This is a genomic window from Flexibacter flexilis DSM 6793 (assembly GCF_900112255.1).
Classification (GTDB): Bacteria; Bacteroidota; Bacteroidia; order Cytophagales; family Flexibacteraceae; genus Flexibacter; species Flexibacter flexilis.
Genome location: NZ_FOLE01000002.1, coordinates 57475 through 84222 on the forward strand (window position 1 = coordinate 57475; position 26748 = coordinate 84222).

Here is a 26748-nt window from a genome sequence, read left to right on the forward strand (position 1 = left end):
CAAAATAGTGTAAATGGTTGGCGGCTTGTATGAATGGAAAACAATTGGCCCAAATATTACACCCGCCAAACAAAAAGCAGGCTTTCGTGAAACCACAAAAGCCTGCTTACTGAAATATATCTAACTAATTAAACCTATTCTTCTGCTAAGAACGGATAGCGATAATCCGTCGGAGGGTTAAAGGTTTCCTTGATGGCGCGAGGCGATACCCAACGCAACAAGTTTAACACTGAACCCGCCTTGTCGTTTGTTCCCGAAGCACGGCTACCACCGAACGGCTGCTGGCCAACAACTGCCCCCGTAGGTTTGTCGTTGATGTAGAAGTTGCCAGACGAATGGCGCAAAGCCGTCGTGGCCTGCTCCACCGCGTAGCGGTCTTGGGAGAAAATAGAACCCGTCAGGGCGTACGGCGAAGTAGTATCCACGAGCGTAAGTGCTTGCTCAAACTCGTTTTGCGGATACACATGAATCGTTAGCACTGGGCCAAAAATTTCTTCGCACATGGTCGTAGAACGCGGGTCTTTGCTCAAAAGTACAGTCGGTTCTACGAAATAACCTTTCGATTTATCATACTTCCCTCCTGCCACTACCTCAACCTGTGGGTTTTGGCGAGCATTTTCGATATAACTAACGATTTTATCAAATGATTTTTCGTTAATTACAGCATTTACAAAGTTACTAAAATCTTCGACACCTCCCATTTTTATCGTGGCAAGGTCGGCCAACATATATTCTTTTACTTCAGGCCACAAATTATCTGGCACATAAGCTCTGGAAGCCGCCGAGCATTTTTGTCCTTGATACTCAAATGCACCACGCACCAAAGCCGTAGCCAACGCCTTCGCATCAGCGGAATGATGCGCCAACACAAAATCTTTACCGCCAGTTTCGCCCACAATGCGCGGATACGACTTATAGCGGTTGATATTTTGTCCTATTGTTTGCCAAATTTGTTGAAAAACGCCTGTGCTACCCGTGAAGTGAATGCCCGCAAAATCTGGGTGTTCGAAAATAACTTTGCCAGCCACCGAACCTTCAGGATACACCAAGTTAATTACGCCATCGGGCAAGCCCGCTTCGCGGAAAAGCTCCATTAGGAAATGCGCCGAGTAAATTTGTGCTTCTGATGGTTTCCAAACCACTACGTTGCCCATCATAGCCGCCGAAGTCGGCAAGTTGCCCGCAATGGCCGTAAAGTTGAAAGGCGTAAGCGCAAATACAAAACCTTCGAGCGGACGATATTCCACTCTGTTCCAAATACCCGCCGACGAAATCGGTTGTTGCGCGTAGATTTGCGTCATGTAAGCCACATTAAAACGCAAGAAATCAATCAGTTCGCAAGCCGAGTCGATTTCTGCCTGATACGCGCTTTTGGATTGCGCGAGCATGGTCGCGGCGTTGGCTTTCGCACGGTATTTGGTTGCCAAAAGATCGGCAGCTTTCAAGAAAATAGCGGCACGTTGTTCCCAAGCCATATTTTCCCATTGCGGTTTGGCCGCCAAAGCAGCCTCAATCGCCTGCGTTACGTGGCTGGCATCCGACTTGTAATAATACCCCAAAACGTGTTGGTGGTCGTGTGGTGGCGTAAGCGGCAATCTCGTATCGCTTTTCACTTGTTTGCCACCGATATACATCGGCACTTCTATTTGTTTGGAACGCGCTTCGGCCAAAGCCGCCTTCAAAGCCTTACGCTCTGGGCTGTTGGGCGCAAAAGAAAGTACGGGTTCGTTCTGTGGAACGGGTACGTTGAAAAATCCTTTAAGCATACAGAAAATGTAAAAGTTTTTAGTTTTGTCTTGGTTGGTGAACTAATAAGTTTTGATATAAAAAATTGATTTACAATAACTAATTCAATTCTATAAAAATACCGCTTTTGGGCAAAGTTACAGCAAAAAATGAATGAAACTAACACCGTTATACAAACAGCCTAATGTCAATAATACTAATAAAAAAAAACGGGTATTTACTTTTTATAGCAAACACCCGTTTTATGAATTAAAATAATCTCTCAAGAAAGAGAAATTATTGCTTAAATGTAAAGTTGAATGGTAATGTGTATTTTACAGATACCGCGCGGCCGCCTTGTTTACCAGGATTCCAATTTGGCATTGATTTTACTACACGAATTGCCTCTTCATCACAACCAAAACCCAAGCCACGTACTACTTGCACATCGCGGATAGTTCCGTCAGAACCAACTACAAATTGCACATATACTTTGCCTTGTACCTCAGCGCGTTGAGCAGCCGAAGGATATTTGGTGTTTTTAGACATAAAGCGCATCATTTCCTCCATACCACCAGGAAAAGCAGGCTGCTGTTCTACTACCGTAAAAACTTCTTCGGCAGCAGGAGCAGCAATCACACCATCACCATCACCATGTGTAGGCACATCAATTACCTCATTAGGGTCAGCATTAGGGTCGCCAACTTCTGTTGTTGTGCTGGTTTGTACGTTTTTCAACTCGTCTTGTTTTGGAGGGTCTTTTTCTGTTACCTCCTCATCATGCGAAACTTCAGGTGGCACAAAACGAACGGTAGAAACCGAAGGTTTTGGCGCACTTGGCATTTCAATTTTTGGTGGTGGTGGAATTTTTGGATCCAATGGTGGTGGTTGCTCAATTTTTTTAAGCTCAATTGGTACCACTTTTTCTTCTACAATTACTTCTTCAGGTTTGAGCGCATTGTAGATTTTGGGCCCACCTACCGCCAAGCCAAACAACAATACCGAAAGGCCTAAGGCTTTCAGGACGGTATCGTCGTATATCTTACGAAGCACATACGCTCCATAAGCCTTATTACGATATTCAAAAACAATATCGTCTAAGGTTACTTTAGGTGAATTATAATCTTCCATGTGTTGCGAACTGTTTTGTTATTGTCCCGCTTCTTTAGCTTTGATAAGGTCTAACTCTTCTGGAGTTACATCTACGATTGCATAGATTTTGATACCCGTAATCGGCATCTCGTCAAGCAAGTCCACTAAGTTTTTGTACTTAGCATCGTCTTTTGCTTTCATAATCACGATGATGTCCTTGCCCAGCGAAGCCATTACTTCTTTTTTCTTCGTAAGCAATACTTTACGGATACCTTCTGCCGAGAAATCAGTTACTTCAACTGGTGGCTTATCCGCAGGAACACCTTGGAAATAATAAATTTTATCTTTTTCACCGACAATAACCGTTAAGGTCTGCGACTCCTTTACCTTTTCTTTGTTTTTGGTAGGGTCGTCATTCTTGTCTGGCATATTCACTTCCATCGTCTTTGGCTTATTGAAAGAGGAGGTAAGCATGAAGAACGTAATCAACAAGAAAGCCAAATCCACGAAGGGAGTCATGTCAATCTTGGTGGAGACTTTTTTGGGTCCTTTCTTCTTACCATCACCCCCGCCGCTATCTATTTCTGCCATTGTTATATGGGTTTTAAGGGGAGTTGAACCATGCGAGCGGCCAATTTTTGACCAAGCTCTATTTTTTTAATTAGTTTAAAATTATTCCGTAATCTTCGGACGAGCCTCAGCCCCCGTAATGAGGTTGATACGGTTATAATTTTGGTCTTGCAGGGTAGCAATTACCGTTTTTGCCACACTGAAATTGGCATCGCGGTCGCCTTTGATGGCTACACGCAAACCTTTAGGGTGGCTATAACGTGCATAAGCAATCCAGTCACGTAGCTCATTGGCAGCCGAGTCGCAAGGAATACCTGGTTGTGTACCTGGTTTGTTGCGTTCTGAGCCGTCCATTGTCAACAACTGTTTTAGTTGCGCAACAGGTACACCCACCGAAGGCAAAAGCGAGAATTTTTGTTGCTCAGCTTCTGTGAATGCGATGCCATAGCGGTCGCCAATAGCTTGGAGCATTTTCACGCGCGTTGGTTGCGCATCTACCCCAAAGAATACCTCCCCTTTTTTGCCAATACTGATAGTCATGATGTCCGAATCAGGAATCGGAATATCAGAAATGGACGAAGGCGTATCCACTACCACTGGTTCTTCTGGCTTAAACTGCGAGGTAAGAATGAAGAACGTAAGGAGCAAAAAAGCCATATCCGACATGGCTGTCATGTCAAGGGATATACTTTTTCTTGGAATTTTTACTTTGGCCATTTGTTTTTTTTAGTAAAATTTTGAAAAGAGTTAAAAAAAACGGGGACAACTGTCTTTTATTTTTGAGGAGAAAAGCCCCACAAGCAGCGAGGCTTTTTCCTGATAAAATGATAGATAGAAGACAGCAATCTCCTTATAAATGGCTATTACTTGTTTTTAGCAGCAAAGTTTTGCATGATGCTGAAACCTACTTCGTCGATGCTGTAAGTCAAAACGTCAATTTTGCTTGTAAAGATGTTATAGAACACAATCGCAAATGCCGAAGTACCGATACCCAACGCCGTGTTGATAAGGGCTTCAGAGATACCAGTAGAAAGAGCTGCTGTATCAGGAGCACCAGAGTTTGCAAGGGCCGAGAAGGCTTTAATCATACCGAATACCGTACCCAAAAGACCTGTAAGGGTTGCAACCGATGCAAGTGTCGCTACGATAGTCAAGTTTTTCTCCAACATAGGAAGTTCCAAAGCTGTCGAATCTTCCAATTCTTTTTGAATAGCCAATACTTTTTGGTCTTTAGTCATAGAAGTTTCTTTTTCCATGTCTTGGTATTTGTTCAACACAGCATTTACTACGTTACCTACCGAACCTTTTTGGCGGTCACATTCTGCCAATGCTTCGCTTACCGAACCAGCAGCCAAATGTGATTTAATTTTGCGAACAAACGCATCAATCGAACCTGTACCTGCTGCTTTAGAGATAGTGATAGCACGCTCAATAGAGAAAGTGATTACCATCAAGAAAAACGACATCAACACTGGCACGATTGGACCACCTTTGTAAACTGTACCTAACCATTTGCCGAAACCTTCTTTAATTGGGTGATTGTTAGGATCGCCACCTTCAAAGTTGCTTGGGTTGCCCAATACGAAAAGGTAAATACAAATAGCTACCACAAAGATGATTACGATAACGATAGTCGCAAAAAACGATTTTAATGGATTGGGTTGTGCTGTCTTGCTCATTTCTGAAATGAATTTGGGTTTTAAAAATATAAGAAAAGATAGAATTGATTTGTTAAAACTTTTATTTGTTACAATAGTGGTTTAAATAAGCGGCAATAATATTAAATTATTCTGCAAGCCCAAACCGCCAAACATGATTTTACACTAATTTAACATAGCGAAATGGGCTTGTCGGTAGATTAACGCTACAATAATGAGATTATTTTAAGCTAAATCCTTTGGGTTTGCCGCTAAAGCGTGATTTTGTTTGGCTCAAAACGCAAATTAATTGTTTAAAAGTATCAGACTTTCAAAAAATTATTTTTTGCCTTGTGCCTTATAACGCTCATTCAAGCCTTCAACTACTGATTTGGTAATGTCCAACTGCGGTGTGGCATACAATAAACCTCCGCCTTTGCTATAACCAAATACATAATCTGCGCCTGTTTGTTTGCTATATTCTTCCAAATAATTGGTAATATTATCGTTAAGCAATTTGGTAAGGTCTTGCTCCTCTTTGGCCAGTTTTTGCAACTGTTCATCTTTATAAGCATACAAATTCTCTTCTTTTTGGCGCAAACGCATGGCTACTTCTTGCATTTGTTGTTCGGTCATGCCGCCTGCTTGGGCTTTACGTTGAGCACTTTCCATGTCGTACTGCAAAGTTTGTGTACGGCTGGCAATGTCTTTTTCTATGCGGCGACCTTTGGCTTCGAGTTCCGCTTTTTTCTTGGTATAAAAATCATAGTTTTCCAAAAGGCTATCGCTATTGACAAACATGACTTTACTTTTAGGAGCTTGCGCAACAGCTTTCGGGTCTATGACCACAGGCGCAGGCTGTGTTACTGGTTTTCCTTCAGGCACGGCAGCCACAGGAGCTGGCGTAGAAAAATGCAAGTAATACAACACGGCTACTGCTACGGCCAACACGGCATTAAGAATAAGAGATACGTACTTCACGGTCTAATCTATTTTTATTGGAAGGCCAAAATAAGGTAAAAAAAACGAATGTTGTATAATGTCGAAACCGGATTTGCCGAACTTGTTTGTCATTTCAATTATCACAGGATTGCCCTTCTGTCTGTTATTTTCGATACTATTATTTTTAATTAAAAATAAAAACGCTGAATATCAGCTAATTACATTTAAGACAAATTCAAAACCTACTATTTTACTAATTATATAGTGCCGCTCACTATTTTTTGTGTTTCGATACACAATAGAACCGCCACATATTTTTACTTCATAGAGACCAATACAATGTTATTTATTTTTTGCTTTAAAGAATATTATTTCACTATACACAACAACGCGTTGTTTATACTTCTTAACATATTGTGTTAGAAGGATTTTTATTATAAAATTCAGGAATCAAAGAGCCTGCCTTAAAGAATAAATAGCTACCCCAAAACAGGCTCTTTTTGTCATTCACATTATACTTTATTCTGCAATGACCGTTTTGGTTTGTTTCATGTATGCAGAAAAAAGTCCTAAAGCCTTATTGCCCGTAATATTGTTGGGTGGATTGGTTGGCACAGCCCCGCCAATGAGTCCGCCATCTCCAATCTGCGACAACGAATAAAAATAATTGTAAGTACTGACATCTATGCACAGCATACTCACCGTTACAGTGTCACCTTTTTTTATTTTGATGTATTCTGTATCCGTAAAAAACGGTTGTTGATTTACGCTCCCATTACCGATATTATCATTACTGACTTGGTACAACTTATCTTCTTTGCCGTTTACCTCAATCAAAAAACGATAATTATTGCCAAGCCCGACGGGGTCGAGGTATAGCGGCACAACAGACAAAGATTTTTCAGATTCGCCTGGTTCGGTATATTCCTCTAACTGTACAGAATCCAGATTGATTTTGTGCGGCATGGTACAAACTGCCTCGTATTGCTTGCCTTCGGCCAATACTTTCAGCGCATACGTGTTGCCTTGAACTCCCACAATACTATGCGTTTGATACAAGCCTGCGCTGGTTTCGGTGAGTGTGTCCACAATGCCCGTATTGTCAGAAATAATAACGGTTGCGCCTTGCACGGACGGATAAACATTCGGCTGGCCAAATTGTATGGTTCGGGAAAGTTTGACCGTATAAGGCCCTACTTCGTCCGAAATATTGCCTTCAATCACGATTTGAGGGCTTACGCTATTCAAATCTATATCAATTTCTTTGGTACAAGATGCCAACAGAACAAATGCCAAAGCTATTATGCTATATTTTTTCATGGTGATTTTTTTTTTGTGAGAAAATTAAAATTTGAAATTGTAGGTAACAGACGGCACCCAACGGAACAAAGCGGTTTGGGTTGCTACGGTTTTGGTTGGGTCGCTTTTGCTATTAGCGAAAGTGATGGCGTACGCATTTTGTCGCCCGTACACATTATACAATCCAAAATTCCATGAAGATTCAAAAACTTTGCTTTTGTGTGGCCTCGTATAAGTAGCCCCAAAATCTAAACGATGATTGGCGGGCATACGGTAGCCATTGCGCTCTTTATAATAAAAAACAGTGTTGCCGCCCATGTCGTATTTGCCGCTCGGAAAAGTGGCCGCACCGCCCGTACTGTACACAAAAAGCGCGGAAAGTGTCCAGCGGTCTGTCAGTGCATACATGGCTACCACCGACAAATCGTGCGTACGGTCTTGCTGGGCATTGTACCAATTGCCATCATTAATACCAATTATTTTTCGTTCTGTTTTTGAGAGTGTATAGCCAACCCAACCCGTGAATTTGCCTTGCGTTTTCTTAACCAAAAACTCAATACCATAGGCACGACCTTTTCCATAAAGCAACTCACTTTCTACATCTGGGGCAGAGCTAATATCAGCACCGTTTTTATAATCAACCTGATTTTTCAAACTTTTGTAATAAGTCTCTACGCTGATTTGATACAAATTATCTTTCAAATTGCGAAAATAACCCACACTCACTTGGTCTGAAATTTCGGGTTTCGTATTATACGAATTGCCAAGCCATTGGTCGGTAGCATTGCCACTGGCACTGTTACTCAACAAATGTAAATGTTGCGTATTGCGCGCGTAGCCGCCCTTAACACTGCTATTTTCGTTGAGCAAATAACTAAACTGAAAACGCGGTTCAAGATTGGCGTACGTTTTCCCAAATTTGCCCGAAGCCAACACGACACTATCGGTCATTACGCCCTGATTATATATTTTGTAAGTGTCGCCACCCAAAATAGAATAGGTACTGAATCGCAGGCCATAATCCAACGTAAGCGTTGGGGTAACTTCCATCGTATTATTCACAAAAAAGGCATTGTCCCAGCCATAACGCGTGTTTTTGTGGGGTTCGTTGTAGGTATTTCCCTTAAATCGCTTAGGCACAAAGCTGTGATAAATGCTCTGAAACCCGAAACGAATCGCATTTTTGGAGTCGGGGAAATATTGAAACTCTTCTTTGAGTGTATAATCCTTGATTTCGGATTTGATGCTCAAAGTGGTTTCGCCACTCGTAATACTTCCTTTATAACTGTAATTGCTATAAATCAGCGACGTGTTAGAAAAAACTTTGGGACTAATCAAATGATTCCAACGCAAAGTAGCCGTTTGGTTGCCCCAATCAATCCCAAACGCGCCCAAGCCTAATTTATCTCTACCCAAATAGCCCGAAAGAAAAACGCGGTGTTTGTCATTGATTTTATAATTGGCTTTTGCATTAAAATCATAGAAATACAATTGGTTGTCTTTAAACTCCTCCGTGAGTTTGAGAAACGCATCGGCATACGTGCGCCGACCCGACACCATGAACGAACCCTTATCTTTCACAATCGACCCTTCTACACTCAAACGGCTGCTAATCAGCCCCAAACCACCCGTAACAGCATATTTCTGGTTGTTACCTTCTTTCATTTTTACGTCCAGCACCGAGGAAAGGCGGCCACCATATTGCGCAGGACTATTCCCTTTGATGATGCTGACATCTTTAAGCGCATCGCTGTTGAACGTAGAAAAAAAGCCCAACATGTGCGCCGCATTATACACGGGAGCTTCGTCCAACAAAATTAAATTCTGGTCTGCCGAGCCGCCGCGCACAAAAAAACCGCTGCTCCCTTCCCCACCCGACTTGACACCAGGCAAAAGCTGAATCGTTTTGAGCACATCTTTTTCACCAAAAATAACAGGCAGTTTAGCCACTTCTTTTATATCTATTTTGGCCACGCCAATTTCGGCTCTCTTAATGTTATCGTCTTTTTTTTCCGCCGAAACCACGACTTCTTGCAACGTAAACAAATTATCCGTCAAGGCACGATTCGACTTTATGTTGGCCTCCAAATTCACCAAAAGCGTATCGGGTTTGTAGCCAATAAATGAGCAAATAATATGATATTGGCCTTTGGGCAAGGTAAGCGAATAAAAACCATATTCGTTGCAGGAAGTCCCAATACCCGAAAGTTCCAGCGGGTAAACCGTAACGCCAATCATGGTTTCTCCATTTTTTTTGTCTTTGATATTGCCGCTAATCGTGAATTTTTGTTGCGCCAACAATAGCATTGAATTTAATAAAACAAAGACGCTTGTTATTACTATTCTTTTATACATAATAATTGTGATTAAGGATACTAAGTTTGTTTATTTCGATGGGATTCCGAATACATTTTGTATCGCACAATAAAATTACAGTTAGAATATAAAAACAACGAATATTTGAGATAAAGGAATTATTTTTTGCGATAAACGTAAATTTTTATCTCGATTGGTATAAACAAAAAAGCGACAAGAGAAACTCCCATCGCTTTCCGCTAACACTACAAAACACACTTAAAATAATTAAAACGAAGATTTCTTCAAAAATTTTGATGAAAAAGAAACTATTTTAAGAATAACGATTAAAAAAATCATCTATATACGTCTTTCCTATAGGAAATTCTTTTTCGCCAATAAAAATAGTATTTCCTCTTACCGATTCTATTTTATTCAGAGGCAAAATGAAGCTACGATGTACGCGAATAAACTCATCAGAAGGGAGTTTTTCTATGATGTCTTTTAGTGGCATTCTTGCCACAATCGTTTTACGGTCTTTGATATAAATTTTCAGATAATCGGCCAGCCCTTCAATGTATAAAATATCTGCCAAAGGAATTTTAACTAAACTAAAATCTGCCCGAATAAATATATATTTTTCTACACTTTTATTTTTTTGGTTTGTGTATTCTAAATATTCCTGCGCTTTGGTTATGGCTTGCGAAAATCGCTTTTGGTTGATAGGTTTGAGCAAATAATCAATGGCGTTCAGTTCATAACTTGCCGCCGCATATTCACTGAAAGCGGTCGTAAAAATGACCATTATATTAGGTGGCAATGACCGTACCAAATTCATGCCTGTCATAGAAGGCATTTGTATATCACAGAAAATCAAGTCGATAGCTGTTTCTGATAAATATTTTAGTGCCTCGTTGGGCTGTGTAAATGTCTTGTGTAAATGAATGAGTTGGCTCGTATCGCAAAGCGACTGAATTACTTTGAGTGCCAGTGGCTCGTCATCTATGGCAACCGCGTTTATCATTGCAAATTGAGATGAAGTGAAACAGAAAATTCTTTTTCAGTATCGTTAATTACTAATAAATGTTTGGAAGGATAAATTAATTCCAGACGGTGTTTTGTATTTTTAATTCCCAAACCACTTCTTTCCGAAATATCCTTCTGAACAGAAACTTTTGTATTAACAACGCTCAATTTTAATTGTGTTTTATCCATCGTAAATTCTATAATAATATGGCTTTTTTGTTCAGAATTTACACCATGTTTAAAAGCATTTTCAATAAAAGGAATAAACAACATTGGCGCGATTTGTAAAGCTGGAATATGTTCAATATTATAATATTCTAGCTTTACACTTCTATCTAATCTTAATTTTTGTAATTCGATATAGTTGTTAATATAATTTATTTCGTCCTCTAACAAAACATATTCTTGTTGTGTGTCTTTCATCGTGTAACGCATCATTTCCGAAAGTTTGTCTATCATATCAGCCGTTTTTGGGGAAGTGTCTATGGCTATTGCATAAATATTATTTAAGGTATTAAACAAAAAATGTGGGTTTATTTGCGATTTTAAAGAAGCTATTTTAGCATAATATTTTTCTTCTTCTATCTGATTTAGTCGATTATAATAAGCTAATAAAACAGACGATGCTATCGCCAAAAGCCATAAAGAAATCGCGTTAATTATAATTACTGGGATTATTTTTTCAATAATTGGGTTTGTTTTGGCCAATATTTCAGGGCTAAAATCCGACACAAAAAAGATAAGCCCCGACAATACTAATACGATTGCAATTGCCAACACCAAAAATAAAAAGTACAGCCAATATCTATCAGCCAACAGTAATTTGGGGATTAGAATAAAGTAATTAAGATAAAATGTCGTGAGCAAAACGGCACTCAACACCAAACAAAGCAAGAGATATTTCACGTCAGAAGTAGCGTCTAACGAGTGAAAAACTTGGTCGGTTGTAACGTACGGAATCACCAACAACAACACCCAAACTAAAATATGTATGGCCAAAGTGAGGCGTTTAGTCTTCATAGCATTTTCGAGATACAGCACAAACAACGCAAATGCGCTCCTGACTTCAAAAAAATTGCGACAAAGTGCCGCATTTTGTATAAGTACGCCCAATTTTAGCGGCTATTGGCCAAAAAAAAGCCGAAACAACGCATAAAACGTGTTTCGGCTATCTCATTATTTTTTTAGCAGATTACCAGTTTGCGACCGTTTGGTTAAAGATTTTCAGAATAATTTGGTCGCTGATTTCCTCAATGAGCTGCGCTTCGGCGGTGGACTGCTGCACCGAGGCGGCAAAATCGCCGTAAGCACTGAATTGCGTTTTCTCAAAACTCTCGTCTGGCGTTTTGTTGTTGGTAAAAGTAACTTCCACAGTTACCGTCAAACGCGTTTGGGCGGCCTGCTCCGTACCGCCAGAACTCGTCGGCGCAACGGGCGTAAACTGATACCCAACTACACTACAATCTAATTGTAAATCAGGATTTTGCGTTACTACTGAAAGTTTGGTATTGCGTTGGTAATAGTCGCGCGTTTTTTCCGTAAAACGGCGGCTCAAATTGGCTGGCCCCATGCCCGTAAGGTCGGCGTAAAGCGGGACGGCTATCGTCTTGATGTCGGGGTTGATGCTCGCAGGAGAAAACGAATACACGCCGCAGCCCGAAAAACTCACACTAATTGCACTCAAAAAAATGATTATCAGCAGGTTATTTCTAAAAATTTTTAACTTATGAGTCATAAAATCTATTAAATAAATAGTAAAAGGCTTATTCTTCGATGCCGTATTCTTTGAGTTTGCGATAAAGCGTGCGTTCCGAAATTCCCAAATCTAAGGCCGCGTACTTACGTTTGTTACCGTTTTTCTTCAAAGCCTTCAATATCAATTCTTTTTCTTTTTGCTCCAAAGAAAGTGATTCGTCGTCGGCTTCATGCGTTACGTCTTCCACTTTGTCGTAAGTAATGTTTTCTTCTTCGCGCACAGAGGCAGGCTGCAACAAAAGCGGTTGGGCTTCGTCCGTACTCAACGGGCGATTCATTCCCGTAACGCCCAGATTGTCAAACAGATTCGGGTGGCTTTTTATCATTTCCGAACCATAATTTTCGTTCTGCAATACCTCAAAAACCAACTGCTTGAGTTCGGCCATGTCCTTTTTCATGTCGAACAGCACTTTGTATAGCAAATCTCGTTCCAAAAATGGGTCAGTGCCGCCCGTTGAGGCATTATTATTTCCCAAAAAAGCAGGCAATGTTTGTTGCGGCGAATTATTGGGCAAATAGCGGCGCAAAGTGTCGGCGTTTACATCGCGCTCCGTTTCCAACACCGAAATTTGCTCGGCAATGTTTTTGAGTTGGCGAATATTGCCGGGGAAACGATACGCCAGCAAAATGGCTTTGGCCTCCTCCGAAAGCCTGATAGCACGTACATGGTATTTTTCCGCGAAATCGTTCGCGAATTTCCGAAACAAAAGTTCAATGTCTGTGCCGCGTTCGCGCAAAGGCGGCACATAAATCGGTACAGTGTTGAGGCGATAATACAAATCCTCGCGGAATTTGCCACGGCTCACCGCTTCAATCAAATTCACGTTGGTAGCGGCCACCACACGCACATCAGTTTTTTGTACTTTCGATGAACCAACCTTTATAAATTCGCCATTTTCGAGCACACGCAGCAGTCTGGCCTGTGTGCCAAGTGGCATTTCTCCAATTTCATCCAAAAAAATCGTACCGCCATTGGTTACTTCAAAATAACCTTTTCGGGCATCGGTTGCACCCGTAAACGAGCCTTTTTCGTGTCCGAAAAGCTCGGAATCAATCGTACCTTCAGGAATCGCGCCACAGTTGATGGCGATAAATTGGCCGTGCTTGCGATTGCTGAGATTATGAATAATTTTAGAAAACGATTCTTTGCCGCTTCCGCTTTCGCCCGTAATCAAGACGGTCATGTCCGTGGGGGCTACTTGCGCGGCAACTTGTATGGCGTGGTTGAGCAAAGGCGAATTGCCAATAATTTCAAATCGCTGCTTTATATTTTGTACGTCGGTGAAATTCACGGAGTGTAGATTTTATTAAAACCCAAGTAAACTAAAATCCCCTCTTATTATCCTGAAAAATAAACTTTTAGCTTATTTTTTCGGCAATAAAAGACAAATATTAATGTTCCAAAAATACGATTTATTTTGATAAATTAGCTTGTTTTTGCTTTCGATACGCTTTCCAAGCCCGCATCATGGCCGTGTAGAGCAAATCGCCTTGCAACTGGTAGCCTTTGGCCGAAAGATGCAAACGGTCTTTTTGTGCCAAACCGTGCGCGTACCAGCGTTGCACCGACCGAAAGCCGCCCATTACCGCGTAAAAATCCCAAACTACCGCGCCCGTTTCTTCGGCTACGTGTACGGTTTGTTTTACGGCTTTTATCATGTTTCTGTTCGGGCGATAGCGGCGGTAATAACTATCTCCTGGGGTCGTGAGCAACACAACTGCTTCAGGTACAGCCATTTTAATACGTTGAATAAGTCTTCCAAGCGAAAGGCGAAATTGCGGTTCATCAAAGCGCGGCATATACGCATCGTTCGTGCCAAGCGAAATAATAACCATGTCTGGCTTTACTACTTTCAGGTTTTTATCCAAATCTGGGCTTTTCAGAAACGAAACCACTTCCGCCCCATTCACACCCAGCGAGCTATAAACAATCCCGCGACAGTCATTTTCTAAACTAATGCCTTGCATCGTAAAATATCGCTGCGTAGAATCTTTTTGTTTGAGCTGAAAAGAAATTTGTGCCAAAGAATCTTTCAGTATAAATTCCTGATAGCCAGCCTCTTTATAAACAGAATCAGACAAAACATTTTCGGCCATGCAGCGCAACGTAAAAGAGGCGGTCTCTTGCGTCGGGTAAAAAATCTTGACGCGCTTAAACGGGTGTTTCAGACTGGCCGAATACCCTAATTTTAGGGTAAAAATCGCGTCGGCATCGCGCGTAGTGGCCGTAATTCCCGCCAAACCCCACTGGCATTCGCGGTCGCGGGCAGCATTACGGCAACCTTCCCAATTGCCCGTATAAGTAACCTGATAGCCAGACGGATTATTGGTTTTGGCTAATTGATACGGAAAAATAACACCGCGTCCCGCCACAGGAAATAATTTTTCGTCTAAAAGCAACTGCCGAATACGCCCCGAAAACAAATCGGCTTGTATGTGCGAGTCGCCAATATGCATAATGTGAACCTGCTTGTTTGCACCTTCGGCCAGCGAGTCGAGTTTGTCCCAAAACGGCGCGAGCACTGTCGTATCGGCACAAATCAGATGGTTTCGGTCTGCTTTATAAAGTTTCAGATGTTTTGGCGGCAAATCGGGCATATTTTGCGCAAACCCTGCCGCTATCACACTGATACAGAACAAAATAGTGTGTATAAATTTAAAAAAATATTTCATTAAGCTAAAATAAAACTTGCCTTACGGCATAGTTGAAAAAATGGATTGAAGGTTGCAAAAATACACAAGCCGCGCCAATCCGCTACTACTCACGTGCCTATAATTCGTTTTTTGTCAAAAAATCAACTTGTTGTATTTTTTTATTTAAAAATAATCCCAAAATAATCAGATTCAGGTTATCCACATAGCTGTATTTATATAGTGGAAATCTTTATTCTCCCTAAAAAGAACTTTCCTTCTAAAAAACGGTTACATTTAAGCCGAACATGCCCATTAAATGTAACAGAAACATTTCACACTTTAGCTTAACAAAGCTACTTATTCACTTAACATTGATTTATGCAATCCGTATTTGGTAGCCTTATAAAATATTTATCAGAAACGATAATGGCTATTTTCCTACTTGTTCTTGACGCTTAAAGACCACCCCATATATACTTGAGGCCTTCTGTGTAAGGCAGAAATCATGAAGAGAAAATATATTCTGACCGCAATCTGGACCACCTGTGTACGTGTTTCATGGGTTTTTGCGGCATCTTTCGACGTACCAAACGGGGACGTTGAGGCATTTCGTAACGCCATCATCAGAGCAAACAAAAACACTAACGAGCTGAATGTTATCAATTTAGCACCCAAAGGACTGTATTTATTTACCAGCAGCTACATGACGCTGCAAGGTACAACACCGACCGCAGGTACGGTGGCTTTACCGCCATTTGAGGCTGCAAGTCGTGTAGTGATCAACGGGAACGGCGCGATACTTCGTCGGGAAGAGGCCGCTCCTGCATTTCGTTTTTTTGTAGCGGGCAATCGTAGCGAACTGACTATCAATCAACTATCTTTCCAAAACGGTTCTACTCATTTTGGGGGCGGAGCCATTGCGGCGGGTTATGGCAGTGTGCTTTCCGTGAATGCCTGCAAGTTTCAGAAAAATATTTCCAATGCGGCGGCCAATTACGGCGGTGGAGCGATTTACACCCAAAGCCAGAGTACACTGAACGTCAATAATTCCGAATTTAAAAATAACGAAGCCTCCCTTTACGGCGGTGCAATCTGTACATTTCTATCTGGCGTTTGGATTAACAATACTAAATTTGTAGAAAACACAGCCCAACTCAACGGGGGCGCGGTATATCTGAACGGCGCAAACGGCGATGAAGGCACGATCTCGCTACAAAATTCTTTGTGGGTAATGAACCAAACTACCGAAAATGGTGGCGCGGTATGGGCTACGACCTACAACCAAGAAGCATTTAAAGCAACCAAATGTATTTTTTCGGATAATAAAGCCATCGGCAGCAACAGCAAAGGTGGGGCTATTTGGCTCAATACCAGTGCTTTTTCGATGCCATTACAGGCTTTTGAGTACAATTATGACGACACGCAGGCCAGCTTTGAGCGTTGTGTAATGAACAATAACACAGCTTTAGAAAATGGCGGAAGTCTTTGGCTAGGCGGCGGAAAAGTCAATATAAATCATTCCATGATAAGCCACAACCACGTAAGCAACCAACAAAGCGGTTTAGGCGGGGCTATTTATAGCTACAAAGCAAAAGTAAATATCGAAAATACAACAATTACAAACAATTTTGCAGGTAAAGCGGCAGGCGGTGTGTTTGCAGGAACAAAAAGTAAAATATCTGTAAGCAATACGACCTTAGCTTATAATATTTCCCAAAAAATACATCAGTCCAGTAATTGCGGGGCGATTTATACACAAAAAGAAATGCCCAGCAGTAGCAAACTCAGCGAAAAACCAAATTGCATAGACAACTACTATATAAGTAAAGTAACTGATGCTCCCGACTACCCTACTCGCGGCCAAACGCTACGCAATGCCATTTGCGATACAGAGCAAATTATTTTTGAGCAGATCACCAAAAATAAAATTAGCCGCTTGCATCGTTGGGTAGCTGCTGTGCCAGACACAGCACAACAGACAGCGAAGGAATCAAATGCTCCGTTGCAAGATGCGCCATTAGCATTTTCAGCAGATGCGCTCAAGCAATGGAAACAACAAATCAACAAGCTATTTAGATAAGTATTCTAGGTCTGGCGAGAGATTGCCAGACTTTTTTTATGAAAAACAAAGCTAATAATAATGCTATCGTTTGCAGCCTATAAAATCCAGAATTATCATACACTTTGTGTTTTGTAAGCCAAAAACAAGGCCTAACAAGCAGCCAAAACATAAACAATTCACAATCAGTAAATTAAAAATAAAATACAGCAATAAGGTTACATTAAAATAATTTTATCGCAATAAAATATGCTTTAACTAAAATTAAAAACAACATTTCAGAATATTATTTGGCTGTTTTTTCTTACCTTTGCAGAAAATCACAACTACACCACACATTTATCATAAACACACATGTTTTTTGAAAACGACTTTGTTCGGATAGACACCAGTAACCCTCCATTCGTGGAAATTACCGTCAAGCCAGACTTAGGATTATGTACTATTGAAGCTTTCGACGAATATTCAAAACATATAACCCAAGTTTCGAATGCGCCTCATTTACGTCTGGTAGATTTGGATATGATGTTTGCCGCCAACCCCACACTGTTAAAACCCTTAGCAGATTGGGTAAGTAAGCAAGCCCCCGTTTTACGCGAAAACTGCATTGCTTGCGCTTTTGTAGTTTCTTCAATACACAGCAAACAGGCAATTGACAAGCTATTTACGTACCAAAAAGCACCATACCCCTATGCTATTTTTGGTAGCAAAACCGAAGCCCAACGCTGGGCCTTAGCGCAGTGGCAGGCCTCGGATAAAGTATTGAATTATTGATGTGAAGGTTCGTAATATGGGCGCATTGGTTCGGCCATATAATCAGGAATACCGCAGGGTCGGCCTGTTTTCATGTCCACAAACACAAGTGTTGTTTCACCTATATTGATAAGAGTTCCTTCTTCATTGAATAACTCATAATCAAATACAATACGAGAAGTTGGAAATTTTTTGATGCTCGTGCGGATCGTTAGCAAATCGTCGTAGCGAGCGGGACGAATATATTTGGAACGATTCTCTAACACAGGCATCATTACCCCCTGCTCCTCCATGCTTTTGTAAGTTAAACCCATGTTGCGCATTGCTTCCACACGCGCCACTTCGTAATACATGGCATAATTGCCGTAATAAACATAGCCCATTTGGTCGGTTTCGGCGTACCGTACTCGGACTTGCGTTTCATGCACAAACATAAAATAAATGTACGTGAGTTTTGGGATGACAAATAATAAAAAGGCAATATAACAAAACATTGCCAAACCAATAAGGTTTTAAAAACAATTTCAAGGCAACGTTATTTTAGTATAAACCACATCAAACAAATGAATAATCTGGTTATCAGAGCTATAAATTACAAAAACTATAAATAATTAAAGATTAACCTCAATCAAAAATTCATTATTGTTATGTTAGATTTCAAAGAGATAATATCGGTTTCTCTTATTCTTTTTTCGGTGATTGATATTTTAGGTGCGATTCCTGTAATCATTAGTTTGCGCCAAAAAGCGGGCGTAATCGAATCCGAAAAAGCCACTTTAGCCGCAGGCGTAATCATGATTTTGTTTTTGTACTTGGGCGATTCTATCCTCAAACTTTTTGGGGTGGACGTGCAGTCTTTCGCCATTGCGGGTGCGATTATCATTTTCCTGATTGGTATGGAAATGGTCTTAGACCGTAACATTTTCCGCGCCGATGTAGAGGGCTCTTCTGCCTCCAGTTCTATTGTGCCGCTGGCTTTCCCTATCATTGCGGGAGCGGGTACAATGACTACTATTATTTCTCTTCGCGCTGAATATCAAATATATAATATTTTGATAGGAATCGTTCTTAACCTTGTTTTGGTCTATATCGTACTCAAATCATCAAGTTGGTTGGAACGTAAATTGGGTACTGCTGGTGCGAATTTATTACGTAAAGTATTCGGTATAGTACTTTTGGCTATTTCTATCAAAATCTTCAAAACGCACTTGCATTTTTAAGAAGTTATATTCCATTTCAAATTAAAAAATAAACAAGTAAGAAGGGTTCGAAATATTGACAATCTTGAGCCCTTCTTGCTTATATCAAGCTATATTTTTAGATAATAGCGTCTGCAATTGCTGGGCTGAAAGCGGTTTTACGCAATAGTCAAGCACCATGTTATAACATTTAGCTTTTTCTACGTCGCGTTCGTCCACCGAAGACGTAACCAAATAGATAGGAATTTTCTTGTCTTTCAATTTTTCGTCTGTTTGGTAAACAGTCAAAAATCCCCAACCATCAAGCACGGGCATATTAATATCCAACAATATCACGTCAGGCATTGGGCTGTCCGCTGCGGCTAATTCTTTTAATTTCTCAATGGCCAATAATCCGTTATTAAACGTAACAAAGTTGCTGGCCAGCGCATACTCCTGCACATAACGTCGTATCATGTATTGATAGAGCGGGTCGTCATCTACCAAAAAGACCGTTGAAGTTTGCATAAAATGTACTGTTTAGTGTTGTTTAGGCAATGCTTTTGTTGCAAAGATTGTTGTTTGAGTATTCGTGTAGCAAAAATAAGCCCAAACAACGAGAATTGCTTGGGCTTATCAATGTTATTTTAATCTTTCTTTGATATCTAATCTAAATTTGCGGGCAGTGTCTTGGGCAATGTCATAACCAGCGTCGGCATGGCGAATTACACCCATGGCGGGGTCGTTGTGTAGCACGCGGCGCAAACGACGGTCGGCATCTGCTGTCCCGTCTGCCACAATCACCATTCCCGCATGAATCGAGTAGCCGATTCCTACGCCTCCCCCATGATGCAACGAAACCCAACTGGCACCGCCAGCCGTGTTGATCAATGCATTCAGAATCGGCCAGTCGGCTATCGCGTCTGAGCCGTCTTTCATGGCTTCTGTCTCACGATTCGGCGAAGCCACCGAACCCGTGTCCAGATGATCGCGACCAATCACGATTGGAGCTTTTACTTTGCCGCTACGCACTAACTCATTGAATGCCAAGCCTGCTTTTTCGCGGTCGCCTTGCCCCAACCAACAAATACGCGCTGGCAAACCCTGAAACGCAATGCGTTCTTGCGCCATCGTAATCCAACGCGCTAAGGCTTTATCTTCGGGGAAAAGTTCCAAAATCAGTTTGTCAGTTTCGTAAATATCTTGCGGGTCGCCCGACAGAGCCGCCCAACGGAAAGGCCCTTTGCCTTCGCAGAAAAGCGGACGAATATAAGCAGGCACAAACCCAGGGAAATCAAACGCATTTTTTACACCGCGTTGGTCGTGGGCTTGGCCGCGCAAGTTGTTGCCGTAGTCGAATACCACCGAACCACGATTTTGAAGCTCCAACATCAACTTTACGTGGTGCGCCATCGTGTCCAACGAACGATTTACATATTCGTCGGGATTTTCGTCGCGCAATGTTTTGGCTTGTGCCACGCTCATTCCTTCAGGAAAATAACCAATCAGGGCATCATGTGCGGAAGTTTGGTCTGTGAGCGTTTCGGGCGTAATATTTCTCTCGATAAGTCTTTCGAGCAAATCCACTGCATTACACAACACACCAATCGAAATGGCGCGGCCTTCGGCTTTGGCCTGCAAAGCCCAGTCGATGCCCTCGTCGATGGAATGTGTTTTTTTATCTAAATATCTGGTTTCAAGACGTTTGTCCATACGCCATTCTTCCACTTCGGCGGCCAAACAAACGCCCTCGTTCATGGTAATGGCCAGTGGTTGTGCGCCACCCATGCCGCCAAGTCCTGCGGTTACATTGAGCGTGCCTTTGAGCGTACCGCCAAAATGTTGGCGTGCCACTTCCGCGAAAGTTTCGTAAGTGCCTTGCACGATGCCTTGCGAGCCGATATAAATCCACGACCCCGCCGTCATTTGTCCGTACATGGTCAGGCCTTTGGCTTCGAGTTCGCGGAAATTTTTCCAGTTTGCCCAATGCGGGACGAGCATTGAGTTAGAAATAATTACGCGCGGCGCGTCGGGGTGCGTGGGCAAAATACCCACAGGTTTACCCGACTGTACGAGTAGCGTTTCGTCTTCGTTCAAATCCTTTAACGCCTTCACTATCAACTCAAATGCTTCGTGATTACGTGCTGCTTTTCCTGTGCCGCCATATACTACAAGGTCTTCGGGACGTTCGGCCACGTTGGGGTCAAGGTTGTTGTGAAGCATACGCAAAGCTGCTTCTTGTATCCAGCCTTTGCAGTTGAGTTGCGTGCCTGTGGGAGTGGGCGCAATGGAGTGAAGTGTATTTTTCATAAATCAACAAAGCAATTTTAAGTTCTATTTTTTTGCTATAAAACAATTTGGTGTATGGAATGTTTGGCACGAAGGCCGTAGCGCAAACGTACTGATTTTTGGCCAAAAAAACATCCAAAAATCTTATTGGCGAGGTTGGCCAGCATCAAATCATTATCAACGAACTATTTACAGAAAATTTTAGGGCTTTGGGCTTGCTTATTAGGATTTAAAAAATTAGCTTTGCGGCCTTAATTTCAAAAACTAATACAAAAATTATGTACGCAATCGTAGAAATAGCAGGTCAGCAATTTAAAGTACAAAAAGACCAATATTTGTATGTCAATAAATTGACTGCTGAAGTTGGCGCTGCCCTGAGTTTTGACAAAGTATTGTTTGCTGCTGATGGTTCAGACATCAAAGTTGGCGTTCCAACTGTAGCAGGAGCTAAAGTTTCAGCTACTGTGCTTGCACACGTAAAAGGTGAGACTTTGGTAGTATTCAAGAAAAAAAGAAGAAAAGGTTACCGTCGTAGAAACGGCCACCGTCAGCCTTATACCAAAATCCAAATTGATGGTATCAGCCTATAAGTAAACGGCTTAAGCCTTACTTAGTTTCATTTTCTTTTCTCAAAAACATTAAATTTTAAATACAATGGCTCACAAAAAAGGTGCGGGTAGTTCGAAAAACGGACGCGAATCAGAAAGCAAACGCTTAGGCGTAAAAATTTTCGGTGGTCAAATCGCTGTAGCTGGTAATATTATCGTAAGACAAAGAGGTACTCAACACCACGCTGGCAGCAACGTAGGTATTGGTAAAGACCACACTTTGTTTGCGTTGGTTGATGGCCGCGTAGCTTTCAAAAAAGGTGCTAAAGACCGTTCTTACGTTTCAGTAGTTCCATTTGAAGCTTAATCGCTACGGCTGGATTTACAACAAAGGTTAGTGATTAGGTTTCTTTTTCTTTCCTGAAAATCAAACATTTATTAACTTTTAACCTAACGTTTCGGAACAATGGAAGTTTTTGCAGATTTTGTTAAAATTATTTTCCCTGCGGCTGCGGTGCTTTTTGCCATGTATTTGACAATCAAAGCATTTTTGGCCAAAGATTTCGAGAAAAAAATTGTAGAGTTACGCACTCAAAATACAACTGTGGTACTTCCTGTACGCTTACAAGCTTATGAGCGTATTTGCTTACTCTTGGAGCGTGTTTCGCCTAAAAACTTGATTTTGCGTGTAAACAACCCCGCTTACAACGTCGTAGAATTGCAACAAATATTGTTGGCCAATGTCCGTGAGGAATTTAACCACAATTTGGCGCAACAAATCTACATCAGCAATGAGGCGTGGGCAATGGCGCAAAATGCCGTCGAAGACATCGTCGGAATCATTAATACGGCTGCCGACCAAGTTCAGAAAGATGCTCCAAGCATCGAACTGGCCAAAGCCATTTTTGAAATCGTGATTAAGCGCGACGAAGAACCTTCGGTCAAAGCGATTCGCTTTTTGAAAGAAGAAATTAGGCAAGTGTTCTAAAAACACAGTGGCGTGCGTCTTGCGGCGCAGCCTATCGGAATCAAATTTGTAAACATTTTTAAACGATATTCACAATGGCTATCACAAGACTAAAGCGCAAAGAAAGAAAAAACCGCGCTCGCGCTAACAACAGAGTAGCTCGCATTAAGCAGCTTACTAAAGTGCCAGTTATCAAAAATGTTGATGTAGAAGCTATCAAAGCAAGTTTTGCGGCTAACGCTCAAAACTAATTCCTACACACAGTATGGCATTAAGCAAAAGTCCGACTTGCACGCAGCAGGTCGGACTTTTGGCGTTTGGGAAGCACCGCCGAAACACTACTTATCCATTGGTATAATTCCGTATTTCTTGGTCTTTGATAATGTGCTGCCCTTGTCCGAGTGATTGGACGGCTTTAAGCATGGCTTTGGCGAGCAAATCGGTAGCCAATGGTCTCATACCTCCCAAAAGTCCCAAGCCATTGAAAAAAGCAAAAACTTTAAGGGCTAAAACCTCCATTTTGCGGTCGCTATTTTTTCGTTCGAGCAATGGCGGATTGAAAATCAGCAATTTAGAAAATTGCAAGGCTTTGACAGCATCTTCTAACTCTCCTTTCATTTTGCTATAAAAAATGCGGGATTGCGACGACGCGCCACTCGACGACACCAACACGTAACAGTTTACGGCATTGGCTTTGGCCGCTTTAGCAAAAGCCAATTGATAATCATAATCCACGATTCTTTGCTGGGCTTGGCTGCCTGCGACTTTGAGAGTAGTACCCAAACACGAAAACAATACATCTCCCGTAACCAAATGCGCCCACTCTTCGGGCTTGCCAAAGTCAATAATATGTGTGCGCAACTTGTCGTGTTTGATGCCCAAATCGCGTCTTACAAATACATCAACTTGCTGGTAATCGTCATTTTGCAAGAGCAACTCCAGCAAATCGTGTCCTGTCGCACCTGTCGCCCCAATAAGTAATGCTTTCATGGTCTGTTTTCTTTAGAAATAATAACTTTGGAATTGGATTAATATTGCAACCCTGTTCGGGTCGGATTTTTCAAATCTACCCAAAAAATATGAAGCGGTTCGGAGTCTTCTATCTGTCCGTTGGCATTTTTGTCTAATCGCGCAAATACAAACAAAAAGTCATTGTCTAAATCGTACTCGGAATTGACCACAGAATAATTGTCGGGAACAAGCAATGCCTGACGGTTTCCCTTGCTATCAAACCAATAAAAACGCCGCAAATCATTGAGATTAATAAATCCGTCGTGGTTGGTATCCTCGTTATAAACCGAAACCATAAAGTAATTTCTTTTAACGGTTTTGTGCTTGAGTGTATCTTCCAAAAACGAGGGGTAATACAAATTTTTAATAAGAACAGGTTTGTCAAAAAAGTTTTTGCGTTGATTGGTTTCTAAGTCATTATGCGAAATATTAACCAAATTATAGCCGCAAACCACTTGCAAGCCTGGCAAAAAATGATTGTTCCAATTATTTCCGTTTTTCAGTTCGCCCTCGTAATGTAACTCCGTATTTGAGCCAATAAAACGACTGCCGTCTCTTTGATCTATATTTACTTTATACAACGGCGTAAGCCTTACATGCTGAATACCAGTCAATAACACACCGTTGGGACGCGTTTCAAGTACCAAAGAATCTTTGGAGAAACCGTTCACCCTTTTCTCTTCCTCTTGGCGGCTGACACTGCTTGCATTGTCGGCCTGATGCACCGCAAATCCTTTTGACTCTAATTGAGAATCCGAAGAGCAGCTAACCAAACCCGCAAGAAAACCAAGAACTAAACAACTGTATTTCATATACTTATTTCAAAAAAACAATAAATCTATTTTCTTAGAAAAACATTATTCATTTCTATCAGAATCAGCAGCTTTCTACATTCCTCCTCTCCAGTGATTGACAGAATTAAATGCTTCCCCATTGTTTAAAAGTACGCGTTGAAACACGGAATTACAAGTGTGGGAGGTAAAAATAGAGTGGTTTTCGTCAATTATTCTGCTACTTTCAAAACTGTTCGGCCTTTGAGTTTTCCTTCCAAAATCAAATCTATTTTCTCGGAAAGCTGCTCGAAAGTAATTTCGTTGGCCGTGTCGGCTAAGTGGCGGGGCTTCCAAGCGTCGGCCAGATTTCCCCAGATTTTGAGGCGATGCGCCATCGGACAATTCTGTGAATCAATGCCTGCAAGCGTCACGCCGCGCAAAATGAACGGGAATATCGTCAGTTCTAATTTTACAGAAGCCACATTGCCGCAGCAAGCCACCACACCCAACGGGCTAGTAGTTTTGATGATATTTTCGAGAATAACACCGCCCACCGTATCGACAGCACCCGCAAACAGCGGTTTGAGCAACGGTTTTTTGTCAAAATTTTCGATTTCACTGCGCAACAAAATTTCTTTAGCTCCCAAACCCGTCAGATACGCTTTTTCGGATTCTTTGCCCGTAACGGCCACCACCCAATAACCCAAGTGGCTGAGAATGGCCACGCTCAAAGCACCTACACCACCCGTCGCACCCGACACTACAATTTTCCCGTCCGAAGGCTGCACCAATTCCACAAGCCGAGCCACCGACATTCCCGCCGTAAAACCCGCTGTGCCGTAAATCATGGCTTCTTTCATGGTCATTTTTTCGGGCAAAGGCACTGCCCAAGCAGCAGGAACTTTGATGTATTCGGCAAAACCGCCATCCGTATTCATCCCCAAATCATAACTGGTTACGATTACTTGCTGACCAACGGCAACCGTCGGGCTATTGGACTGCTCCACCACACCGACCGCATCAATGCCTGGGGTGTGTGGATAATGGCGCGTAACGCCTTTGTTGCCGCTGGCCGATAGCGCGTCTTTGTAGTTGAGGGAACTGTAATGCACCCGAACCAAAATTTCGTCGTTTTCTAAGGCCGCGAAGGGCATGGATTGTACCGAACGCATGTATTGGCCGTCTCGCTCTTCGATGCGGAAGGCGCGAAATGTAGAATCTGTTGTTGCCATTTCTATTTCGTTTAATTATGCTTAATTTTGGTCTAAAATCTGTATAATCAAATTGCAAATCAAGACCTTACAAAAAGTAGGCAAACGAACATTTAGTACAGTTTTGGTTATTGTCAGGGGCTTAGAAAATATAAAAAGATGGAAAAAAGTTATTGCCCAATAGATACGTTTATCAACGTGATAAAAGGAAAGCGCAAAGGGACTATCATCTTGCACCTGCGGCAAGGCGACAAACGATACAGCGAGCTGGTGCGTCTGTTGCCAGACATTAGCGAACGAATGCTTACCAAGCAGCTCAAAGAACTTGAAGAAGACGGATTGATTTTGCGCACGGTATTTCCCGAAGTGCCGCCGCGCGTGGAATATCGACTCTCGCCACTCGGACAAGAAATTTATCCCTACCTCAAAGGAATGTATAAAGGCGGTATGCTTTTGGAAAATTTGATTGATAATACCTAAAAAAAGGCCGTTATTTGTTTGTAAATCAAGCAAATAACGGCCTTTTGTATTTTATAATAATATTACTGTTGCGCAATCGTTACGGTTTTGGTCAGATAGTTTGTGCCATTTTGCTGAAATTTCAGGTAATAAGTACCTGCTTGTATTGCTTTAAATTTGTACGTTGCGCGTCGGCTTGGGACATCTTGCGTACACATGCAGCCCTGATATTTGGCTACGACACTAATGGTTCGGGTGTTGTTTGCGCCGACAGCTTCTTCAAATTTTCCGAAATCGCCGCAACCGTTATAGCAACTAAACGAAACAGTATAGTTAAGTTCTTGGTTTACCAGCCCTGTACTTGGCCCATCTACCTCGTTTACAGCTTCATTTCTGTACGAAGTGCAATCGCTATCTTTATCCTTGCATTCGAGGTCTTTGCAACAGTCCCCCCAAAAAAGAGGCAGCCAACAAAAGGCTTGCAAAAATGATATATTTTTTTGTCATAACTATGTTTTTTTGATG

The 26748-nt window shown here is 41.7% G+C and carries 28 protein-coding genes; 8 read left to right on the forward strand and 20 right to left on the reverse strand.

Annotated features, from left to right (window positions below):
- Positions 1-134: 134 nt before the first annotated feature.
- From pruA to BM090_RS04240, 13 genes are all read right to left on the reverse strand, one after another.
- A complete protein-coding gene (gene pruA, locus BM090_RS04180) occupies positions 135-1766 on the reverse strand; it encodes an L-glutamate gamma-semialdehyde dehydrogenase (RefSeq protein WP_091508001.1) in 1632 nt (543 codons plus the stop codon).
- 256 nt (positions 1767-2022) lie between these two features.
- Positions 2023-2856 (reverse strand): energy transducer TonB, encoded by an 834-nt coding sequence (locus BM090_RS04185; RefSeq protein WP_091508004.1) that lies wholly within the window; start codon positions 2854-2856, stop codon positions 2023-2025.
- An 18-nt stretch (positions 2857-2874) separates the two neighbouring features.
- Positions 2875-3408: an ExbD/TolR family protein gene (locus BM090_RS04190; protein ID WP_091508008.1), complete on the reverse strand. Its 534-nt coding sequence runs from the start codon at positions 3406-3408 to the stop codon at positions 2875-2877.
- 81 nt (positions 3409-3489) lie between these two features.
- Positions 3490-4104, reverse strand: a complete 615-nt coding sequence (locus BM090_RS04195; protein ID WP_091508011.1) for an ExbD/TolR family protein — start codon at positions 4102-4104, stop codon at positions 3490-3492.
- Positions 4105-4250: 146 nt separating this feature from the next.
- A complete protein-coding gene (locus BM090_RS04200) occupies positions 4251-5066 on the reverse strand; it encodes a MotA/TolQ/ExbB proton channel family protein (RefSeq protein WP_091508014.1) in 816 nt (271 codons plus the stop codon).
- 297 nt (positions 5067-5363) lie between these two features.
- A complete protein-coding gene (locus BM090_RS04205) occupies positions 5364-6005 on the reverse strand; it encodes an OmpH/Skp family outer membrane protein (RefSeq protein ID WP_091508018.1) in 642 nt (213 codons plus the stop codon).
- A gap of 480 nt (positions 6006-6485) precedes the next feature.
- Positions 6486-7286 carry a DUF4249 domain-containing protein gene (locus BM090_RS04210; protein WP_091508023.1) on the reverse strand — a complete coding sequence of 267 codons (801 nt, stop codon included), beginning with the start codon at positions 7284-7286 and terminating at the stop codon, positions 6486-6488.
- A 24-nt stretch (positions 7287-7310) separates the two neighbouring features.
- On the reverse strand, positions 7311-9572 hold the full coding sequence (locus BM090_RS04215) for a TonB-dependent receptor (RefSeq protein ID WP_245756677.1): 2262 nt from the start codon (positions 9570-9572) through the stop codon (positions 7311-7313).
- A 322-nt stretch (positions 9573-9894) separates the two neighbouring features.
- Positions 9895-10584 carry a LytR/AlgR family response regulator transcription factor gene (locus tag BM090_RS04220; RefSeq protein WP_091508030.1) on the reverse strand — a complete coding sequence of 230 codons (690 nt, stop codon included), beginning with the start codon at positions 10582-10584 and terminating at the stop codon, positions 9895-9897.
- A complete protein-coding gene (locus BM090_RS04225; protein ID WP_177199836.1) occupies positions 10581-11402 on the reverse strand; it encodes a sensor histidine kinase in 822 nt (273 codons plus the stop codon). Before BM090_RS04225 ends, BM090_RS04220 begins: the two co-directional genes overlap by 4 nt.
- A gap of 376 nt (positions 11403-11778) precedes the next feature.
- Entirely contained in the window at positions 11779-12270 is a 492-nt protein-coding gene (gene lptE / locus BM090_RS04230; protein WP_245756678.1) for an LPS assembly lipoprotein LptE, read from the reverse strand.
- A 79-nt stretch (positions 12271-12349) separates the two neighbouring features.
- A complete protein-coding gene (locus BM090_RS04235) occupies positions 12350-13633 on the reverse strand; it encodes a sigma-54 interaction domain-containing protein (RefSeq protein WP_091508040.1) in 1284 nt (427 codons plus the stop codon).
- Positions 13634-13754: 121 nt separating this feature from the next.
- On the reverse strand, positions 13755-14981 hold the full coding sequence (locus tag BM090_RS04240; RefSeq protein WP_177199837.1) for a GDSL-type esterase/lipase family protein: 1227 nt from the start codon (positions 14979-14981) through the stop codon (positions 13755-13757).
- Between the two features lie 499 nt (positions 14982-15480).
- Between BM090_RS04240 and BM090_RS04250 the strand changes: the two genes are divergently transcribed.
- Entirely contained in the window at positions 15481-17055 is a 1575-nt protein-coding gene (locus BM090_RS04250; protein WP_143083862.1) for a hypothetical protein, read from the forward strand.
- A 333-nt stretch (positions 17056-17388) separates the two neighbouring features.
- Entirely contained in the window at positions 17389-17808 is a 420-nt protein-coding gene (locus BM090_RS04255; protein WP_091508050.1) for a hypothetical protein, read from the forward strand.
- Here BM090_RS04255 and BM090_RS04260 read toward each other — a convergent pair.
- On the reverse strand, positions 17802-18221 hold the full coding sequence (locus BM090_RS04260; RefSeq protein ID WP_091509463.1) for an acyl-CoA thioesterase: 420 nt from the start codon (positions 18219-18221) through the stop codon (positions 17802-17804). The two genes, BM090_RS04255 and BM090_RS04260, sit on opposite strands and share 7 nt — an antisense overlap.
- A 213-nt stretch (positions 18222-18434) precedes the next feature.
- Here BM090_RS04260 and BM090_RS04265 point away from each other — a divergent pair, with 213 nt between their 5' ends.
- The gene (locus tag BM090_RS04265) at positions 18435-19007 is read left to right on the forward strand and encodes a MarC family protein (protein WP_091508055.1); all 573 of its coding nucleotides are present in this window, start codon (positions 18435-18437) and stop codon (positions 19005-19007) included.
- An 84-nt stretch (positions 19008-19091) separates the two neighbouring features.
- Here the strand turns inward: BM090_RS04265 and BM090_RS04270 are convergent, their stop codons facing one another.
- Both BM090_RS04270 and hutU read right to left on the reverse strand, forming a co-directional pair.
- Entirely contained in the window at positions 19092-19493 is a 402-nt protein-coding gene (locus BM090_RS04270; protein ID WP_091508057.1) for a response regulator, read from the reverse strand.
- 114 nt (positions 19494-19607) lie between these two features.
- A complete protein-coding gene (hutU, locus tag BM090_RS04275) occupies positions 19608-21275 on the reverse strand; it encodes a urocanate hydratase (RefSeq protein WP_091508060.1) in 1668 nt (555 codons plus the stop codon).
- A 257-nt stretch (positions 21276-21532) separates the two neighbouring features.
- Between hutU and rplU the strand changes: the two genes are divergently transcribed.
- The 4 genes from rplU (at position 21533) to BM090_RS18300 (ending at position 23020) form a co-directional block, all read left to right on the forward strand.
- Entirely contained in the window at positions 21533-21844 is a 312-nt protein-coding gene (gene rplU, locus BM090_RS04280; protein ID WP_091508063.1) for a 50S ribosomal protein L21, read from the forward strand.
- 64 nt (positions 21845-21908) lie between these two features.
- Positions 21909-22169, forward strand: a complete 261-nt coding sequence (gene rpmA, locus BM090_RS04285; protein WP_091508067.1) for a 50S ribosomal protein L27 — start codon at positions 21909-21911, stop codon at positions 22167-22169.
- A 99-nt stretch (positions 22170-22268) separates the two neighbouring features.
- Positions 22269-22790, forward strand: a complete 522-nt coding sequence (locus BM090_RS04290) for a DUF7935 family protein (protein WP_091508070.1) — start codon at positions 22269-22271, stop codon at positions 22788-22790.
- A gap of 74 nt (positions 22791-22864) precedes the next feature.
- The gene (locus tag BM090_RS18300) at positions 22865-23020 is read left to right on the forward strand and encodes a hypothetical protein (protein ID WP_177199838.1); all 156 of its coding nucleotides are present in this window, start codon (positions 22865-22867) and stop codon (positions 23018-23020) included.
- Between the two features lie 91 nt (positions 23021-23111).
- Here the strand turns inward: BM090_RS18300 and BM090_RS04295 are convergent, their stop codons facing one another.
- From BM090_RS04295 to BM090_RS04305, 3 genes are all read right to left on the reverse strand, one after another.
- Complete coding sequence (locus tag BM090_RS04295) at positions 23112-23759, reverse strand: NAD(P)H-binding protein (RefSeq protein ID WP_091508073.1); 648 nt, start codon at positions 23757-23759, stop codon at positions 23112-23114.
- A gap of 38 nt (positions 23760-23797) precedes the next feature.
- Positions 23798-24592, reverse strand: coding sequence for a hypothetical protein (locus tag BM090_RS04300; protein WP_091508076.1), 795 nt, complete (start codon positions 24590-24592; stop codon positions 23798-23800).
- Between the two features lie 191 nt (positions 24593-24783).
- Positions 24784-25785, reverse strand: coding sequence for a YhdH/YhfP family quinone oxidoreductase (locus BM090_RS04305; RefSeq protein ID WP_091508085.1), 1002 nt, complete (start codon positions 25783-25785; stop codon positions 24784-24786).
- 138 nt (positions 25786-25923) lie between these two features.
- Between BM090_RS04305 and BM090_RS04310 the strand changes: the two genes are divergently transcribed.
- A complete protein-coding gene (locus BM090_RS04310) occupies positions 25924-26244 on the forward strand; it encodes a winged helix-turn-helix transcriptional regulator (RefSeq protein WP_091508087.1) in 321 nt (106 codons plus the stop codon).
- Positions 26245-26306: 62 nt separating this feature from the next.
- Here BM090_RS04310 and BM090_RS04315 read toward each other — a convergent pair whose 3' ends face one another.
- Positions 26307-26708, reverse strand: a complete 402-nt coding sequence (locus BM090_RS04315) for a hypothetical protein (protein ID WP_091508090.1) — start codon at positions 26706-26708, stop codon at positions 26307-26309.
- Positions 26709-26748: the final 40 nt, after the last annotated feature.

Excerpts from the sequence above, each read along its gene's own strand:
- pruA (WP_091508001.1), bottom strand. The coding sequence starts at position 1,766 with ATGCTTAAAGGATTTTTCAACGTACCCGTTCCACAGAACGAACCCGTA.
- BM090_RS04185 (WP_091508004.1), bottom strand. The coding sequence starts at position 2,856 with ATGGAAGATTATAATTCACCTAAAGTAACCTTAGACGATATTGTTTTT.
- BM090_RS04190 (WP_091508008.1), bottom strand. The coding sequence starts at position 3,408 with ATGGCAGAAATAGATAGCGGCGGGGGTGATGGTAAGAAGAAAGGACCC.
- BM090_RS04195 (WP_091508011.1), bottom strand. The coding sequence starts at position 4,104 with ATGGCCAAAGTAAAAATTCCAAGAAAAAGTATATCCCTTGACATGACA.
- BM090_RS04200 (WP_091508014.1), bottom strand. The coding sequence starts at position 5,066 with ATGAGCAAGACAGCACAACCCAATCCATTAAAATCGTTTTTTGCGACT.
- BM090_RS04210 (WP_091508023.1), bottom strand. The coding sequence starts at position 7,286 with ATGAAAAAATATAGCATAATAGCTTTGGCATTTGTTCTGTTGGCATCT.
- BM090_RS04215 (WP_245756677.1), bottom strand. The coding sequence starts at position 9,572 with ATGCTATTGTTGGCGCAACAAAAATTCACGATTAGCGGCAATATCAAA.
- BM090_RS04220 (WP_091508030.1), bottom strand. The coding sequence starts at position 10,584 with ATGATAAACGCGGTTGCCATAGATGACGAGCCACTGGCACTCAAAGTA.
- BM090_RS04250 (WP_143083862.1), top strand. The coding sequence starts at position 15,481 with ATGAAGAGAAAATATATTCTGACCGCAATCTGGACCACCTGTGTACGT.
- BM090_RS04255 (WP_091508050.1), top strand. The coding sequence starts at position 17,389 with ATGTTTTTTGAAAACGACTTTGTTCGGATAGACACCAGTAACCCTCCA.
- BM090_RS04260 (WP_091509463.1), bottom strand. The coding sequence starts at position 18,221 with ATGTTTGTGCATGAAACGCAAGTCCGAGTACGGTACGCCGAAACCGAC.
- BM090_RS04265 (WP_091508055.1), top strand. The coding sequence starts at position 18,435 with ATGTTAGATTTCAAAGAGATAATATCGGTTTCTCTTATTCTTTTTTCG.
- BM090_RS04270 (WP_091508057.1), bottom strand. The coding sequence starts at position 19,493 with ATGCAAACTTCAACGGTCTTTTTGGTAGATGACGACCCGCTCTATCAA.
- hutU (WP_091508060.1), bottom strand. The coding sequence starts at position 21,275 with ATGAAAAATACACTTCACTCCATTGCGCCCACTCCCACAGGCACGCAA.
- rplU (WP_091508063.1), top strand. The coding sequence starts at position 21,533 with ATGTACGCAATCGTAGAAATAGCAGGTCAGCAATTTAAAGTACAAAAA.
- rpmA (WP_091508067.1), top strand. The coding sequence starts at position 21,909 with ATGGCTCACAAAAAAGGTGCGGGTAGTTCGAAAAACGGACGCGAATCA.
- BM090_RS04290 (WP_091508070.1), top strand. The coding sequence starts at position 22,269 with ATGGAAGTTTTTGCAGATTTTGTTAAAATTATTTTCCCTGCGGCTGCG.
- BM090_RS18300 (WP_177199838.1), top strand. The coding sequence starts at position 22,865 with ATGGCTATCACAAGACTAAAGCGCAAAGAAAGAAAAAACCGCGCTCGC.
- BM090_RS04295 (WP_091508073.1), bottom strand. The coding sequence starts at position 23,759 with ATGAAAGCATTACTTATTGGGGCGACAGGTGCGACAGGACACGATTTG.
- BM090_RS04300 (WP_091508076.1), bottom strand. The coding sequence starts at position 24,592 with ATGAAATACAGTTGTTTAGTTCTTGGTTTTCTTGCGGGTTTGGTTAGC.
- BM090_RS04305 (WP_091508085.1), bottom strand. The coding sequence starts at position 25,785 with ATGGCAACAACAGATTCTACATTTCGCGCCTTCCGCATCGAAGAGCGA.
- BM090_RS04310 (WP_091508087.1), top strand. The coding sequence starts at position 25,924 with ATGGAAAAAAGTTATTGCCCAATAGATACGTTTATCAACGTGATAAAA.